The following is an 18,467-nucleotide window of genomic DNA, read 5'->3' on the forward strand; positions in this document are numbered from 1 at the left end:
CTCTGGACGGCCGCTGCGCACGTCTGCGCCGGCCCTCTGGTCTGTGTTCACCGCCGGGCCATCAGCAGGGAGCACCTATGGACAACATCGTCGTTGCCGACAAGCAAACCGCCGCCGTTACCCAGAACGCCTGGGGCAATCTGAGCCTGAAAGGGCCGGGCCTGGTGCAGATGCCAGTGCCGCCAGGCGAAGTGGCCACCGTCACTCGCAGCGGCCAGGACCTGATCGTCACGCTCAAGTCGGGCGAAAAGGTCACCATCGGCAACTTCTTTGTAGTCGACGCGGCGGGCGAGCAGAGCGACATGGTCTTCGTCGGCGAAGACGGCACGCTCTGGCACGCCCAGTACAACGCAGAGGCCTTTACCGGCTTCACCTTCGAGGACATCGCCTCGCTGGATGAGCTGATGGCCGGGGTCGGCGTTGCCGGCAGCGGGACCAACACCTTTGCCATCGCGGCCCTGGGCTTGCTGGGCGCCGGCGGCGCTGCGGCGGCAGTCGGCGGTGGCGGCGGCGGTGGCGGTGGCAGCAGCGGTGGCAGCTCACCGAACCCAGGCGACACCACCGCCCCGGCCAGCCCGATCGATCTATTGGTCTCGCCTGATGGCCTGCGCCTGAGCGGCCGGGGCGAAGCCGGCACCACGGTCAACATCCGTGACGCGGCGGGCAACTTGATCGGCACCGGCACAGTCGGTGCCGACGGCCGTTTCGATGTCACCCTGAGCCCGCCACAAACCAACGGCCAGGCGCTCGAGGTGACCCTTACAGATGCTGCCGGCAACACCTCAGCGCCTGGCAACACCACAGCCCCGGACATCGATACGCCGCCGGTCGACACCACTGCGCCGAATGCGCCAACCGATCTGGTCATCGCCGGCACCGGCAAACAACTGAGCGGTCGCGGCGAAGTGGGTACCACCGTGCAGGTGCGCGATGCTGACGGCAACCTGCTGGGCAGCGGCACCGTCGGCGCCGACGGCACCTTCCAGATTACCCTCGACCCTGCCGTGCTCGACGGCAGCACGTTGCAGGTCACCCTCACCGATGCGGCCGGCAACGTCTCCGCCGCCGGCAGCGTGGTGTCGCGCGACCTGCTTGCACCTGCGCAGCCCACCGACCTGCAGCTGAGCAACGGAGCCACCCTGACCGGTAAAGGCGAGCCAGGCACCACGGTGCAGGTCCGCGACGCCTCAGGCGCCCTGATCGGCAGCGGCGTTGTGGCTGCCGACGGCAGTTTCAGCCTGACGTTGAATCCGCCCCAGGCCAACGGTGAAGCGCTGGACGTGCGCCTGGTCGACGCCGCCCAGAACACCTCGGCGCCACTCCAGTTCAATGCCCCCGACACCACCGCCCCAGCCGCAGTCAGTGGCCTGGTTGTCGGTCCGGATCGGCAAGTATTGGGCGGCCGCGGTGAGCCCGGTGCCACGGTCGAAGTACGCGACAGCAATGGCCTGCTGCTCGGCAGCGGCACAGTAGCTGCCAACGGTACCTTCCTGATCGAACTCAACGGCGCCGTGCAGCCAGGCGAGCGCCTGAACGTGGTGCAGACCGACGCCAGTGGCAATGCGTCAGCGCCGCTGCCGTTCGATGTGCCCCTTACCGCCACCCCGCTAAGCCCGAGTGACCTGAGCATCGCTGCCAACGGCAGTTCGCTCAGCGGCAGTGCCCCGCCTGGCAGCCGCATTCAGGTGCGTGATGCCAATGGCAACGTGATCGGCAGCGTCGTGGTCGGCGCCGAAGGCACCTTTATCGTGGTGCTCAATCCAGCGCAGGCCAACGGTCAGTTACTCGACGTAGTTGCCCTTGATGGCAACGGCGGCGTGTCGCTGCCGGTGCAGATCAGCGCACCGGATATCACCGCGCCCGCTGCCCCCAGCCAGCTTGTGGTCAGCGCTGATGGCAGCCAGCTCAGCGGCCGCGCCGAGCCTGGCAGCACGGTGCGAGTGGTGGGCGCCAATGGCGTTGAACTCGGCACAGCTGTGGTCGGCCCAACCGGCGTGTTCACCATCGCCTTGAATCCGGCCCAGGTAGACGGCGAAGCACTGCAGGTTACCGCCACCGATGCCAAGGGCAATCTCTCTGCGCCCGGGAGTGTCAGCGCACCCGACCTGGACAGCCCCGACACTACTTCACCAAACCCGGCCAGCGGACTCGCTATCAGCGGAGACGGGCGTACGGTATCGGGTCGCGGCGAGCCTGGCAGCACCGTGAAGGTGCTCGACGCTCAAGGCAATCTGCTCGCGATCGGCACCGTCCTGGCCGACGGCAGCTTCAACCTGCAACTGCCTGCCGCCGTTACCGACGGCTCAAGCCTGCAAGTCACCCTGACCGATGCCGCAGGCAATGCCTCGGCCCCAGCTACGCTGCTCAGCCCTGACCTGCAGGCCCCCGCCCAGCCCACCAACCTCAGCCTGAGCGCTGGCGAGACCCTCAGCGGCAGCGCCGAGCCAGGCGCCCGGGTCGAGGTCCGCGCCGCCAATGGCGATTTGCTCGGCAGCGCCATCGTGGCTGCCAACGGCACCTTCACCCTGACCCTCAACCCACCTCAGGCCAATGGTGAAGTGCTCGATATCCGCGTCATCGACCTGGCCGGCAACGCATCGACGCCGCTGGCTTACGACGCCCCGGACATCACTGCGCCAACGATCATCAGCGGCGTGACCGTGGGCAATGGCGGTCTGACCATTGCCGGTCGTGGTGAAGCAGGTGCCATCGTCGAGGTGCGGGATGCCAATGGCGCCCTACTCGGCACTGGCACAGTCGGCGCCAACGGCACCTTCCTGTTCGATCTGGATACCCCCGCCGCTGCGGGCCAGGCCATCAGCCTGGTGCAGAAGGATGCCGCCGGCAACACCTCGCCGGAACTCGACCTGACCGTACCCACTACGCCCATCCCAGCGACCCCGAGCAATCTCAGCCTGGCCGCGGACGGCAGCTCGATCAGCGGCAGTGCTACCCCGGGTACGCGGATTGACGTTCGTGATGCCCAAGGCAATGTCCTGGCGAGCACGGTGGTCGGCGCGGGCGGTACCTTCACCCTGCCGCTGAACCCGGCGCAAGCCAACGGCGAATTGCTTGACGTGGTTGCGGTGGATGGCGCCAGCAGTTCACTGCCAGCGCAGATCACTGCCCCGGATATCACCCCGCCAGGCGAAGCCAGTGACCTGCAGATCAGCGCCAACGGCGTGATCCTGACCGGCCGCGGCGAAGCCGGCACCACAGTAGAAGTGCGCAACGCTCAGGGCAATTTGCTGGGCACTGCGCTGGTAGGCGCCAATGGCGTATTCACCGTCACCCTCGCCCCCGCCCAGACCGATGGCCAGGTGCTCGACGTCGAGCTGCGCGATGCGGCGGGCAACGAGTCCAGCGCCAGCACAACTGCGCCGGACCTCGACGGCCCGTTGCAACCGGCGCAGATGGCACTGGATATCGCCGGCACCCAACTGACCGGTGTCGGTCAGGCCGGCTCGCTGGTCACCGTGCGGGCTGCCGACGGTACCGTGCTGGGCAGTAGCACGGTAGGCGCCGACGGCAACTTCAGCGTGACCCTCAACCAGCCCCAGCGCAACGGCGAGAAACTGACCGTCGAAGCCACCGACAGCCGCGGCAACAGCGCCGGTCCGGTCGACTTCACTGCGCCCGACACTCAGGCACCGGAGCCGATCAGCAATGAGGCGATCAATGGCACCGGTAGCCAGATCACGGGCCTTGGCGAACCTGGCGCTACCGTAACCGTACGCGCCGCTGACGGTACAGTGCTCGGCAGCGCGGTAGTGCAAGCCAACGGCGGCTTCACGATTCCCCTCAGCCCAGCCCTGAACAACGGCCAGGCACTGACCGTCGAGCAGCGCGATCCGGCGGGCAATATCTCCACCACAGTGCCCGTCACCGCCCCTGACGGCCAGGCCCCCGATGCGCCCACCGGCCTGGTATTGGCGGCGGACGGCAGTGTGCTCAGTGGACGCGGTGAACCCGGCAGCGTCGTCACCGTGACCGGCACTGGCGGCGTCATCCTTGGCAGCGCAACCGTGCAGGGCGATGGCAGCTTCCAGATCGCCCTCAATCCCGTCCAGCTCAACGGCCAGACTCTGACCGCCACGCAAAAGGACCAGGCTGGCAACATCTCCGAGCCGGACACCCTGACCGCGCCAGACCTGCAAGCCCCTGAAGCTGCTCAAGGGGTGCAACTCAATGCGGGCGGCAACCTGATCAGCGGTCAGGCCGAACCCGGCACGACGGTTCAGGTGCGCGACCCGAACGGGGACCTCATCGGCAGTGTGGTGGTGCCTGACAACGGCAGCTTCAGCCTCCAGCTCAACCCCGTGCCGGTCGCGGGCGAGCAATTGTCGGTAACTGTCACCGACCTGCAAGGGCAGACCTCCCCGAGCGTGCCGATCAACGCCATCGACACTACTGCCCCGACCCTGCCAACCGGCGTGCAGGTCAACGCCGATGGCACCCAGGTCAGTGGCAGGGGCGAAGCGGGCAGCACGGTCGAAGTACGTGACGCTGCCGGCACTGTGATCGGCAGCACCACCGTGCCACAAAGCGGCGATTTCAGCGTCATTCTCGACCCAGCGCAGAAAGACGGCCAGGGCTTGAGCGTGGTCGCCACCGATGGCCGCAATGAATCCGCTGTGGTGCCAGTCACCGCGCCCGACCTGACCCCGCCAGTCCTGCCCATCGACGTCAGCGTGGCCAATGACGGCAAGGTCACCGGCACCGCTCCAGGTGCCACCGAGGTGATCATTCGCGATGCCAACGGCATCGAGTTGATCAGAGGGGATGTCGAGGCAGACGGTAGCTTCAGCGTGCAGCTGCCAGGCAGCCAGAACAACGGTCAACCGCTGTTGTTGGAGGCTGTCGATGCGGCAACCAACACCAGCCCGGTGCTGCCGATCACCGCCCCTGACACCACCGTACCCGCAGAAGCGACCGATATCAGCGTCAGCCCTGATGGTACCAGCGTCGGCGGCAACGCCGAGCCCGGCAGCACGGTGGTCGTGCGTGACGCCGACGGCAAGGATATAGGTAGCGTGGTGGCAGGCCCGGACGGCAGCTTCGTGGTGCCGATCAAACCGCCGCTGGCCAGCGGCGACAGCGCCTCTGTAGTGGTCAAGGACCCGGGCGGCGAAGCCAGCACACCGCTGGCCGGCCCGGATGGCAGCGAAGTCGCAACACCGACCGACCTCGACCTCAGCGCCGACGGCTTTGTCCTGACCGGCATGGGCACAGTCGGTGCACTGATCACTGTGACCTCCGCCGGCGACACCCTGGGTACTGCGACGGTGGGCAGCGATGGTATCTTCCGGGTGTTCTTCAGCAACGCTCAACTCAACGCCCAGACTCTGCAGGTCAACGCGCGCTTTGGCGCAGGCAAACCTTCGGTACCGGCTATCGTCACGGCTGAGGACACCACGGCGCCTGAAGCGCCAACACAACTGGCGATTGACCGCAGCGGCAGCCTGCTGACAGGTAGCGGCGAGGTCGGCGCGACCGTTTCGGTAGTGGATGCCAATGGCACCTTGCTCGGTTCGGCGACGGTCGCCAGCACCGGCCTGTTCAGCATCAGCCTCACTCCGCCACAAGCCAATGCGCAGTTGTTGACCGTCACCCAGAGCGACGCCAGCAACAACGTTTCGCTGGCAGCGACGACCACTGCGCCAGACCTGCAAGCGCCCCTGGCGGCCAGCGGCGTCAGCCTCAATAGCGCAGCTACCGTGGTCAGCGGGCAGGGCGAAGTCGGGGCCATCGTCACCGTGCGCGACGCCAGTGGCGCGGTGCTGGCTACCGGTACCGTCAACCCGGCCGGCCAGTTCCAGATCACCCTGCCGGCAGCGCAAACCAGCGGCGCACCCCTGCAGGTCACCCTGAGCGATGCGGCTGGTAATGTTTCTGCCCCCGCCAGCCTGGCCACACCGGATCGCACGCCACCTGCGGCGGTTACCCAAACCGTGCTCAGCGCCGACGGCCGTCAGCTTTCCGGTCTGGGCGAAGCCGGTGCCAGTGTCGAGGTGCGCAACAGCGCCGGGGCCTTGCTCGGTACCGCCACAGTAGGTGTCGATGGACGCTTCAGCGTGCTCTTCAGCACCCCACAGGCCAGCGGCCAGCCGATCGGCGTGACCCAGCACGACGCCGCGGGCAATACCTCACCCGCGACCTCGGTCAACACGCCTGACCTGACTCCACCGGCACCGCTGACCAACTTGATGCTCAACAACAATGGCCTGACCTTGACCGGCCTCGGCGAACCCGGCGCCAGCGTCACGGTGCGCGGACCGGATGGCACCATCATCGGCAGCGGCAACGTCGCCGCCAACGGCAGCTTTACCCTGACCCTGGATAACGCACAACTCAACGCCCAGCGCCTGAGCGTTACCCAGAGCGACGCCAGCAACAACACCTCAGCGCCTGTGGCCGTGACAGCTCCGGACCTGACCCCTCCCGCAGAGCCTGCGAATCTGCTGTTGGCCAGTAACGGCGTGCAACTGAGCGGCACCGCCGAGGCGGGCAGTACGGTCACCGTCCGCGACAGTGCCGGCAATGTTCTCGGTAGCGTGGTCGCAGCCAGCAATGGCACCTTCCAGGTCACGCTCAACAGCGTCCAAGCCAACGGTCAGACCTTGCAAGTGACCGCCACCGACGCCGCTGGCAACGTGTCCCAACCCGGCAGCTTCACCGCGCCTGACACTACCCCGCCCGCCGCCGCCGCCAACCTGGCCGTGGCCGCCAATGGCGCCAGCCTGGCCGGCACCGGCGAAGCTGGCGCAACGGTGGCAGTGCGGACAGCCGATGGCACCTTGCTGGGGACCGGCACAGTGGCTGCGGACGGCCGTTTCACGGTCAACCTGAGCCCGGCGGCAATCGTCGGCAGCAATCTCAGCGTGGTACAGAGCGACGCCAGCGGCAACGCCTCGCCCGCCGAAACTGTCACTGCACCAGGCAGCCTGGCGCCGGATATCCCCGGTAATTTGCTGCTGGCCGCAGATGGCCTCAGCGTGACCGGCAGCGGCACTGCCGGCAGCACGGTGACGGTGTACGGCCGAGGCGGCGTAGTGCTTGGCACTGCGGTGGTAGCGGCAGGCGGCACCTTTACGGTGGCGCTCAACAGCGTCCAGGCCAACGGTGAAACCCTGCAGGTCGGCGCAGTCGGCACCGACGGCAGCGCTTCGCTGCCGGCCACCCTGCAGGCGCCGGATACCACTGCGCCGCAGCCGCTCAGCGAACTGCAACTGGCCAGTGATGGGCTGACCCTCACCGGACGTGGCGAGCCCGGCGCGCGGGTCAGCATCAGCGGCCCTGGCGGATTGGATCTGGGCGAAGGGGTGGTCGGCGCCGACGGCCGGTTCAGCCTGCAACTGACTGCTCCGCAGCGCAATGGCGAGGCGCTCAGCGCCAGCCAGACCGATGCCGCCGGCAACGAATCCAACAGCGTCAGCCTGACCGCACCCGATCTGCTCGCCCCGAACCCACCGGGCAACCTCGCCGTCACTGGCGGCGGCACGCTGCTCGGCGGCACCGGCGAGGCTGGCAGCAAAGTCACTGTACTGGCCGCTGACGGCAGCGTCCTCGGCAGCGGCATCGTGCGTGACGACGGCAGCTTCCAGGTCTCGCTCAATCCGATCCAGGCCAACGGCCAAAGCCTGCAGGTCGTGCTTACCGACAACGCCGGCAACCAATCGCCGGCGGCCAGCACCACCGCGGCCGATATCACCGCACCGGATGCGCTGACGGCGCTGGCGATTGCCAGCGACGGCGCGACCCTGACTGGTCGCGGCGAGGCCGGGGCCACGGTCAAGGTCAGCGGCCCGGATGGCGCGCCGCTGGGCGAAGCATTGGTCGATGCCAACGGCTTCTTTACCCTCACCCTCAACCCTGCCCTGGGCAATGCCGAACGGCTCAGCCTGACCCAGACCGACCTGGCCGGCAACGTCTCTGCGCCAGCAACTCTCGATACCCCTGACTTCACCCCGCCGGCGCAGCTCACTGCGGTGACTATCAGTACCGACGGCAGCATGATCGCGGGCCGCGGTGAAGCCGGCGCAACCGTCACCGTGACCGATGCCAACGGCTCGTTGCTGGGCACCACCAAAGTGCTTGCCGACGGCAGCTTCGAGATCATGCTCACGCCCGCGCAGATCAACCAGCAAGTGCTCGCGGTGCAACAGGCCGATCCGCCCGGCAACGTCAGCCAGCCGGTCAGCGTCGAGGCACCTGACCTGACCCCGCCTGCGGCACCTGTGCAACTGCAGCTGAATGCTGATGGCAGCGAGCTCAGCGGCGTCGGTGAGCCAGGCAGTACCGCCAGGGTATACCTCGGCAGTACTGAAATCGGCACCGTGCAGGTTGGCGACGATGGCCGGTTCGTGGTGGCTTTGAGCCCGTCGCAAAATAATGGCCAGCAGCTCCAGGTGACCCTCGAGGATGCCAAGGGCAACTTGTCGCCAAGCACCCCGGCGACCGCTCCGGACACCACCCCACCGCCTGCAGTCAACGCTACCATCAACGCCAGCGGCACCCAGTTGAACGGCACCGGTGAGGCCGGCGCGCGGCTGACCGTGCTCAACGACAAGGGCGATCTGGTCGGCCAGGGCAACATCGGCGCCGACGGCAGCTTTGTGCTGAACCTGTCACCGGCGCAACTGAACGGCCAGGTGCTGAGCATCGTTGCTCAGGACGCGACCGGCAATCCGTCGCCGGCCTTCGCCGTCACCGCACCTGACCTGACCCCGCCGGCGCAACCCACAGGCCTCAGTGTCAGCGCTGATGGCACGCTGCTCAGCGGGACTGGCGAGGTCGGCAGCTTTATCACCGTACGCGCCCCGGACAACACCGTGGTCGGTACTATCGAGGTGCCTGCGGGCGGGAGTTTCAACGTGGCGCTCGACCCGGCGCAGAACGACGGCCAGGTTCTCCAAGTGGTTGCCACTGACGCCTCTGGCAATGCCGCGCCAGCTGTCCCTGTCACCGCTGAAGACAACAGCCCACCGACGCCGGTGAGCAACCTGGTGATCGACGCGACCTACAGCGTGATCAGCGGACGCGGTGAGGCGGGCGCCAGTGTGATTGTCACGCAGAACGGCGCGAAGATAGGCGAAGGCACCGTGTTCGCCAACGGCACGTTCCAGTTTGCGCTCGATACCCCGGCGCAGCCAGGTCTGCTAGTAAGCGTGGTGCAGACCGATGCCGCCGGTAATCCGTCGGCCCCGGCCGACTACACCCCGCCGCTGATCCCGCTCACAGAGGCCCCGCTCAATGTCGTACTAGCCGGTGATGGCCTGACGCTGACCGGCACCTCTTCTCTCGGCGCCATCATCACCGTGTCCAACGCTGCCGGTCAGCCCATTGGCTCGAGCATCGTCACTCAGCTGGACGGCAGCTTCACCGTGACCCTGAACCCGGCGCAACGCAATGGCGAGCTGCTATCGGTAACCGCCGACGCAGCCGACGCCGGCGAATCGGCCCCGGTCATTGTCCAGGCCGGTGATACCACTCCACCTGCGATACCGGTAGTCAGCGTACTGTCCAGCAACGGTCTGGTCCTGACCGGCACCGGTGAGGCGGGAGCCACCGTGTTCGTACGGGATACGCAGGGCAATCTGCTCGGCAGTGGCCAGGTCAACGCCGGCGGCGCCTTCAACATCAATCTCAACGCGCCGCAGCTCAATGGCCAGATCCTTGAGGTCAGCCAGCGCGACGCTGCCCTCAATCTGTCCGACAACATCGGCTTCACCGCTCCTGACGTGCAGGCGCCCAACCCGCCAGGCAACTTGCTGGTCGATGGCTTGGGCACCCAGCTCAGTGGCACGGGCGAAATCGGTGCCACCGTTAGCGTGTTCTCGGCTACAGGCACACCGCTGGGCACCGCCGTGGTCGGCCCCAACGGGCAATTTACCGTCAATCTCACCGCTACCCAGAACGACGGCCAGGTGCTGACCGTGCGCCAGGCCGACGCCGCTGGCAATATCTCCGGCACCACCACCATCGGCGCGCCGGACACCACGCCACCGCCCGCCCCCACCGCCACCATCAATGCCGCTGGCACCTTGGTCAGCGGCGCCGGCATCGCTGGCAACAAGATCACCGTGCTCGGCGCCGGCGGCGTAGTGCTGGGCAGCGCCATCGTCGGCGCCAACGGCCTGTTCGTGGTCAGCTTGCTGGCGGCGCAGGTCGACAACCAGGCCTTGACGGTCAACCAGAGCGATGCCGCGGGCAATACCTCCGGGGTGGCCCTGACTGCTCCGGACATCACGCCACCCGCCATCGCCAGCAATTTGGTGATCAATGCCGATGGCAGCGTCATCACCGGGCGCGGCGAGCCTGGCGCGACGGTGACGGTGCGCGGTCCCAGCGGGGTCGTTTCGCAGCCCGCTACGGTCAATCCGGACGGCACCTTCACGGTCACCCTGAGCCCTGCCCAGGATAACGGCCAGGCCCTTTCGATCACCCTTACCGACCCGCGCAACAACGTCTCCGCCGGGGTTGCGCTGATCGCGCCGGACGTCGACGCCAACGCGCCAGTCTCGGCCAGCGACAATCTGGCGGTAGCCACGGTGAACCTGGCCCCGGTCATCACCACCAAGACCTTCACCGACAGCTTCAGTACGCTGTTGTCCGGCTTCTCGAAAACCTTCACCTGGACGGTCGCCGCCGGCACTACTGCCGACCCGACCCTGACCCTCAGCACCAGCAGCGCCCTGGCCTTGCTCGACGGCGCGACCTACACCCTGCAGGTCAAGAATGCTGCTGGCGCCTGGGTCACCCTCGCCACCGGCAACAGCCAGGGGCTGCTCGACCTGATCCTGCTGCCGCTGGGCCAGGGTGTGCGGGTCAATATCGGTGAACTGCTGGCGGGTGACTACCGGCTAACGGTCAACAGTACCGGTATCGGTCTGCTGACCACAGTCACCACCAGCCTTGACGTGCAGTCCACCAGCCTGACCCAGTTCACCGGCACCGGCACGCCGACCACCGGCAACGTCCTCAGCGACCCTGGCACCGATGGCAGCGTCGACCAGACCGGCCCGGACAACGGCGCGGTGGTGCAGGTACTGAAAAACGGCAGCTACGTCTCCGCCGGCGCCGCCACCGAAGTGCAGGGTCTGTACGGCACCTTGCTGATCCGCGCCGATGGCAGCTACAGCTATACCCCCAACGGCAGCCCGTCGAGTGTGGGCAAGGTCGATGTGTTCAGCTATCAGCTGCTGCATGCCAACGGCCTCAAAGACACCGCCAATCTCTACGTGCGCATCGACAGCCCACAAGCCACCGAGATCTGGAACGACAACAACTACAGCGCACCAGCCGCCGTGGTCGACGCGGTCAACGACCTCGACAGCACCGGTATCAGTCTGGTCAACCGGGAAACCAGCGGCAGCGCCAACCTGGCCAACCTGAGCTTGCCGCTGATTGGCAACCGCTCGGTGACGTCGGCAACCAATACGGTTGCGGTCGATACCACTGCCGACCTTCAGGTAGTGCTCAACTCGAGCAATCTGCTCGGGCTGCTCAGCGGCACCAAGATCGAGCTGCTCAAGCTCAACCCGGCAACAGGTCTGTATGTAGTTGAGCAAACCGTTACCGGCGGCTCACTGGTCAGCCTGCTCGGCGGCGGCGCAGCGTACACCTTCCAGGACAAGGGGCCAGGTTCGTATCAGATTCGCGTCAGCGCCGGCGGCATTGGCCTGGCCGCTTCGATTGCCACCACTATCAACACCACCACGACCTACACCAAGGAATTCGTAGTCAGTGGCTACACCCCGGTCAGCGGCAACCTGCTCAACGACACCACCGGTACCGGCAGCGATACCCTCGGCTCCAGCCTGACCGTGCTCAGTGTGCTGGTGGCGGCCAACACCTATGCCATCCCCGGCTACAACGGCATCAGTGTTACCGGCACCTACGGCACGCTGCTGGTGCAGGCAGATGGCAGCTACAGCTATACCCTCAAGCCTGGCCTGAGCGCAGCCGTGATTGGCCAGCAGGACACCTTCACCTACGAATTGACCCACCCCAACGGCACCACCGACACCGCCACCCTGACCATTGGCCTGAACAACGCAGCAGCCTTCACCGCTACCTCGGCGCTGCTGGCCGGCGGCGACGATGACGCTGGCGCGCTGTTCAGTGTGGCTGCCAGCACTGCGGTCGAAGGGCTGCACGGCGGCGATGGCAACGACCACCTCGACGGTAGTCATGGTGGAGCAATCAGCCTGACCGGCGGCGCTGGTGACGACACCCTGGTGATCGTCGATCAGCAGTTCACCAACGTCGACGGCGGCAGCGGTACCGACACCCTGTTGTGGGCCGGCGGCGATGCCAGTATCGACCTCGGCAACCTGGTTGGGCGCCTGCACGACATCGAGGTGATCGACCTCAACGACAGCAGTTCGGTGACCTTGAGCCTGAGCCTGGCCGACGTGGTAGCGGTGACCGAAAGCGCCAACGACACCCTGCTGATCAAGGGTGACAGCAACGATACCGTGCAGCTCAGCGACAACTGGACCCTGACCGGCCAGCAGAATGCCGACGGTATCGACTATAGCCAATACACCGCCCAGGAGGATCCAAGCCACCACTTGTGGGTACAGAACGGCATCCACGTTGTTTGAAGCTGATGAACCCCGCCGGGCAACCGGCGGCAAGGACGACCAGCAGTAAGGGAAACCTGTGAAGCGAGGCTGTCAGCTGTCACCGCTGTTACTGGGAGCCCTCGGGCTCCTCGCGTGCAACCTTTACCCGGTCGCCATGGCGGCCGATGACATAGACCCGCAACTGCGCCAGATCGGCCCGTCGTTGTTGCGCGATGCGCCGGATGCCGTGCCGGCGCGCGCGCCGGTCGGCCAGTCGGCAATAGCTGGCGACCGCCTCGGCATCGACGAAGCGGTGCTGATGGCCGCTCAGTGGCACCCCAGCATCGCCGAGGCGGTGGGCAACCTATACAAGCAGGGCGAAGGCATCAACGTCGCCCGCGCCGGTTATTACCCGCAGATTTCCGGCGGCCTGCGCGGCGGCTACGACACCGGCAACGGCGCCGACCGCAGCAGCCAGGCATTGAATCTGTCGCTCAAGCAGATGCTGTATGACTTCGGCAAAGTCGATAACGCCGTCAGCGCCGCCCGCGCCGCTGCCGCCCGGGCCCAGGCCAACATCCTGCTGGTGCTCGATGACCTTGCCCGCGACACCGCCTATGCCTGGATCGAAACCCGCCGCTACGAGCAACTGACGCTGATTGCCCGCGAGCAGATCCGCGGCGTCGGCGACATCGTCGAGCTCGCCCGACAACGCAGCGACATGGGCGCCAGCGCCCGTTCCGACACGGTGCAGGCCGAGTCACGGGTCGAAAGCGCGCGGGCCACCTTCGCTGAATATCAAGCGCAGCACCAACGCTGGCGCTCGACCCTGGCGGCGCTGCTCGGGCGCATCTCGCCACCGGCGCTGGCCGAGGAGTCACCGCGCCAACTCGAGGGTGCCTGCAGCCGCACCCAAGGCGGCGACGAGCGTTTGCCAGCGGTGCTGATGGCCCTGGCCTTGCGTGCGCAGTCTCAGGCCGAGTTGGCCCAGGCCAAGGCCGAAGCCTACCCGACCCTGTCGTTGCAGCCGCAGGTCAATCACTACCTGGACAACGAATACGACCGCGACAATTCGCGCCTCGACCGCACCCAGGCCGGGATCTACCTCAACCTCGAAGTGCCCATTTATCAAGGCGGAGCCGTCAGTGCCCGCAGCCGCGCCGCGGGATATGCGCTGACCTCGGCCGACGCTGCCGAAGACGCCGCCCGCCTGCAGGCCCGCCGCGGCCTGGCTGAGGCGCAGGCGCAGACCGCCGGCCTGGCGCGGCGGCTGCGCTCGCTGGAAGCGCGTCAAGTCAGCATTCAGGAGGCGCGCATGCTCTATGGCCGGCAGTACCTGGACCTCGGCACGCGACCGCTGCTCGACCTGCTCAACGCCGAGCAGGAGATCTACCAGTCACGCTTCGAACTGGCCGGCACCCGCTCGGACCTACTCCGGCTGGATATCGACTGCCTCTACAACAGCAGTGCGCTGCGCTCGGCCTTTGCCCTTGAAGGCCGCAGCCTGCAAGGCGTGGAGATTCAACCATGACCGACACCGTCAACCTTGATCTGCAGCAGACGCAACAGGCCGCGCCCGCGCCGGACGCACCGCCCCGGGCTGACCTCGGACCGTGGCTGGAGGTGATGCTGCAGGTCGCCCACCATTACCGCCTGGACGTCTCGCCGCAGCGCATCCGCTTGGCCGCCATCGAGGATGCGCGGCCGCTGGACGAGATCCTGCGGCACATGGCGCGGCAGGCCGGGCTGACCCTTCGCTTCGTGCGCTTCGATGCCAAAGGCCTGCGCCAGTGGCGCACGCCGATGGTGCTGGAACTCGACGACGGCCAGTTGGCCACGGTCGAGGCGGTTACCGAAGAAAACGATCTGGCGGTAGTGTTCGCTGGTGATCAGGGGCTGACCTCACGGCTGCCCCGTGAGGCGCTGACCGGCCGCATCGTGCGAGTGGCCCTGCTGCGCCCGGCGCGGCCGTTGCGCGATGTGCGCACCGACGACTACACCGCGCCGTATGACCGCCACTGGTTCGCCCGCATCGTCCTGCGCGACCTGCGCCCGTATGGCCAGGTCATGCTCGCCTCACTGGTGGCCAACGTGCTGGCATTGGCCGGGGTGCTGTTCTCGATGCAGGTATACGACAGGGTGATCCCGGCCGAGTCGCTGCCGACCCTGTACGTGTTGTTCGGCGGCGTAGTGCTGGCGCTGGTGTTCGACTTCAGCATGCGCCTGCTGCGCCTGAAGGTCACCGACCTGCTCGGCAAGCGCGCCGACCTGCGCATCTCCGACCTGGTCTTCGGCCATGCCCTGCGCCTGCGCAACTCGGTGCGGCCAAAATCTACCGGCTCGTTCATCTCACAGTTGCGCGAACTGGAACAGATCCGCGACCTGATCACCTCGAGCACTGCCACGGCGCTGGCCGATTTGCCGTTCTTCCTGTTATTCCTGCTGGTGTTCTGGCTGATCGGCGGCGTGCTGGTGGTGATCCCGTTGGCAGCGCTGGTGGCCATGCTCCTGCCCGGCCTGCTCGCGCAACGGCGGCTGGCACGCCTGGCGAATGCGTCGATGCGTGAGTCGGCGCTGCGCAACGCCATGCTGGTCGAGAGCATCCAGGGCATGGACGAGATCAAGGCGCTGCAGGCCGAGGCCCGCTTCGAGCGCCAATGGAACCAATACAACGCCGCCTGCGCCCACAGCAACCTGCGCCTGCGCACGCTGACCAATGGCCTGGTGACCTGGACCCAGAACGTCCAGGGCGCGGTGTTTGCCGTGGTCATCGTGGTCGGCGCGCCGATGGTGATTGCGGGTGATCTGACCACCGGCAGCCTGGTCGCGGCATCCATGCTGTCGTCGCGGATGATGGCGCCCATGGCCCAACTGACCCACGTGCTGACCCGCTGGCAACAGGCCAAGGTCGCCCTGCAAGGGCTGGACAAATTGATGCAGTCACCAGTCGATCACCCCGAAGGCGAAGCACGCGTGCACCTGCCGGCAATTCGTGGCGAATATCAGCTGCGCCAGGCCACTTTCCGCTACAGCCCTGAAGCACCGCCGGCCCTGAGCATCAACCAACTGAACATTCAGCCTGGCGAACGCATCGCGATTCTGGGCCGCAATGGCGCTGGCAAGTCGACCCTGCTGCAGGCCCTGGGCGGGGCGATGGATCTGGTCGAGGGTGAGGTCACGCTCGATGGCATCGCCATGGCCCACCTCGACCCGGCCGACCTGCGCCGCGACGTCGGCCTGCTGGCGCAGTACTCGCGGCTGTTCCACGGCACCCTGCGGGAAAACCTCACCCTCGGCGCCGGCCAGGCCAGCGACCAGGAACTGCTCGCCGCCCTGGCTGCCAGTGGCGCGCTGGAATTCGTCCGGCAATTGCCCAAGGGCATGGACCACCTGGTGCTCGAAGGCGGCGCAGGCTTGTCCGGTGGGCAACGCCAGGCACTGGTCCTGGCGCGGCTGCTGGTGCGCCAGCCACAGGTGCTGCTGCTCGATGAGCCGACCGCATCGCTGGATGACATCAGCGAACGGCGCCTGCTGGATAACCTCGAGCGTTTCTGCCAGGGCCGCACGCTGATCATCGCCACCCACCGCATGAGCGTCCTGCAACGGGTAGATCGGGTGCTGGTGCTCGATGGCGGGCGGATTATCATCGACGACAAACGTGACGCTGCCCTGTCACGTTTGAGCCAGGGCGGCCAGCCAAGCCAGGGAGGCAAAGCATGAGCAGCCACGAACTTCCGGCATCATACCTGGATGGAGAAGACGACCACGCCGTGCTGCGCGCCGGGCGCATCATCATGGTCTGCGCCTTGATGCTGGCGGCGTTTCTGGCCTGGGCGGCGTGGTTCGAGGTGGTCGAGGTGTCGACCGGCACCGGCAAGGTCATCCCCAGCTCACGCGAGCAGGTGATCCAGTCGTTCGAAGGCGGCATCGTTGCGCAGATGAACGTCGCCGAAGGCGATCTGGTCGAGCGCGACCAGGTGCTGGCCCAGCTCGATCCCACCAAGACCTCATCCAGCGTCGGCGAGAGCGAGGCCAAGTACTGGGCAGCGCTGGCCAGCGTCGCCCGGTTGCGCGCTGAGGTCACCGGCAAGCCGCTGAACTTCCCGCCCAGCCTGAGCAAGTCGCCGGAGCTGATCGAGACCGAAACCGCGCTGTACCAGACCCGCCGCCGCGGCCTCGAGCAGACCCTGGCCGGCATCGAGGACTCGCTGCGGCTGGTGCGCAGCGAACTGAAAATCACCGAAAACCTGGCCAAGATGGGCGCCTCCAGCCGGGTCGAAGTGATCCGCCTCAACCGCCAGCGCTCGGAGCTCGAACTCAAGGCCAACGAAGCGCGCTCGGACTATCTGGTGCGCGCCCGCGAAGACCTGGCCAGGGCCAGCGCCGAAGCCGACAGCCTCGAGCAGGTGATCCGCGGCCGCAACGACTCGCTGTCTCGCCTGACCCTGCGCTCGCCGGTACGCGGCATCGTCAAGGATATCGAAGTGAATACGCTTGGCGGGGTGGTCCAGCCAGGCGGCCAGGTGATGAAAATCGTACCGATGGACGAGCGCCTGCTAATCGAAACACGCATTGCCCCGCGCGATATCGCCTTCATCCACCCCGATCAGGCGGCCAAGGTCAAGATCAGCGCCTACGACTACTCAATCTATGGCGGCCTCGAAGGCAAGGTGGTGGGTATCTCGCCAGATACCCTGCAGGACGAATTCAAACCCGAGATCTATTACTACCGGGTGTTCATCCGCACCGAACAGGACAGCCTGCAGAACAAGGCCGGCAAACATTTCGCCATTGTCCCGGGCATGATCGCCACGGTGGATATCCGCAGCGGCGAAAAAACCATCCTCGATTACCTGATCAAGCCACTCAATCGAGCCAAGGAGGCCCTGCGCGAACGTTGAACGGCTAAAGCCTGGGCCGGGCAGGCCGATAACCCGGCATCCTCCCTCTTCTGACTTAGCCGAAGGTTGCCCATGGCCACCCAAAATGCCCGCGCGGACTCGTTGTCGCTGCTGCTGTTCACCCTGCGCAGCGGCAAGCTGATGGCGATCAACCTGCTCAAGGTCAGCGAAATCATCACCTGTCCACAGCTGACCAAGCTGCCCGAGTCGCACCCGCACGTCAAAGGCGTGGCCACTCTGCGCGGCAACTCGCTGTCGGTGATCGACCTGTCGCTGGCCATCGGCGAACGGCCGCTGGCCGACCCCGATGGCGGCTGCCTGATCGTCACCGAGATCAGCCGCTCGCGCCAAGGCCTGCATGTACAGGCCGTAAGCCGCATCGTGCATTGCCTGAGCACCGACATCAAACCGCCGCCATTCGGCTCGGGCAACCGCTCGTTCATCACCGGCGTGACCCGGGTCGACAACACCCTGGTGCAGGTACTGGATATCGAAAAGGTCATCCACGCCATCGCCCCGGCGCCAGCCGAGCCACTGCCGGGCGAACTCGGCGAGGAAGACGCCAGCCTGCTCGCGGCCGCCAACATCCTGGTGGTCGATGACAGCCAGGTTGCCCTGCAGCAGTCGGTGCATACCCTGCGCGGCCTCGGTATCGAGTGCCACACCGCGCGCAGTGCCAAGGATGCGATCAACGTCCTGCTCGAGCTGCAAGGCACCGAACGCGAGATCAACATCATCGTCTCGGATATCGAGATGTCCGAGATGGACGGCTATGCCTTCACCCGTACCCTGCGCGAGACGCCCGACTTCCAGCACCTGTACATCCTCCTGCACACCTCGCTGGACAGCGCCATGAGCAGCGAGAAGGCGAAAAACGCTGGCGCCAATGCGATTCTCACCAAGTTCTCCTCGCCCGACCTCACCGAGTGCCTGGTGACCGCAGCGCGCACGGTGGTGTTCGCCGAACGGTAACACCTGGTTGCCATTTGCCCGGCGC

At 66.4% G+C, this 18,467-nt stretch carries 5 protein-coding genes; all 5 read left to right on the forward strand.

The window, feature by feature from the left end; all coding sequences use genetic code 11:
• The first annotated feature begins 77 nt into the window (after positions 1–77).
• The 5 genes from FW789_RS14320 to FW789_RS14340 all read left to right on the forward strand — a co-directional run bounded on the left by FW789_RS14320 (position 78) and on the right by FW789_RS14340 (position 18,442).
• A complete protein-coding gene (locus FW789_RS14320) occupies positions 78–12,608 on the forward strand; it encodes a BapA/Bap/LapF family large adhesin (RefSeq protein WP_446431643.1) in 12,531 nt (4,176 codons plus the stop codon).
• 58 nt (positions 12,609–12,666) lie between these two features.
• On the forward strand, positions 12,667–14,100 hold the full coding sequence (locus FW789_RS14325) for a TolC family outer membrane protein (protein ID WP_150570087.1): 1,434 nt from the start codon (positions 12,667–12,669) through the stop codon (positions 14,098–14,100).
• The gene (locus FW789_RS14330; protein WP_103436089.1) at positions 14,097–16,289 is read left to right on the forward strand and encodes a type I secretion system permease/ATPase; all 2,193 of its coding nucleotides are present in this window, start codon (positions 14,097–14,099) and stop codon (positions 16,287–16,289) included. Before FW789_RS14325 ends, FW789_RS14330 begins: the two co-directional genes overlap by 4 nt.
• Positions 16,286–17,470, forward strand: coding sequence for an HlyD family type I secretion periplasmic adaptor subunit (locus FW789_RS14335; RefSeq protein ID WP_101316624.1), 1,185 nt, complete (start codon positions 16,286–16,288; stop codon positions 17,468–17,470). Before FW789_RS14330 ends, FW789_RS14335 begins: the two co-directional genes overlap by 4 nt.
• Positions 17,471–17,542: 72 nt before the next feature.
• Positions 17,543–18,442, forward strand: a complete 900-nt coding sequence (locus FW789_RS14340; RefSeq protein ID WP_101316622.1) for a chemotaxis protein — start codon at positions 17,543–17,545, stop codon at positions 18,440–18,442.
• Positions 18,443–18,467 lie beyond the last annotated feature (25 nt).

Source organism: Pseudomonas sp. 1121_17 (assembly GCF_052850745.1).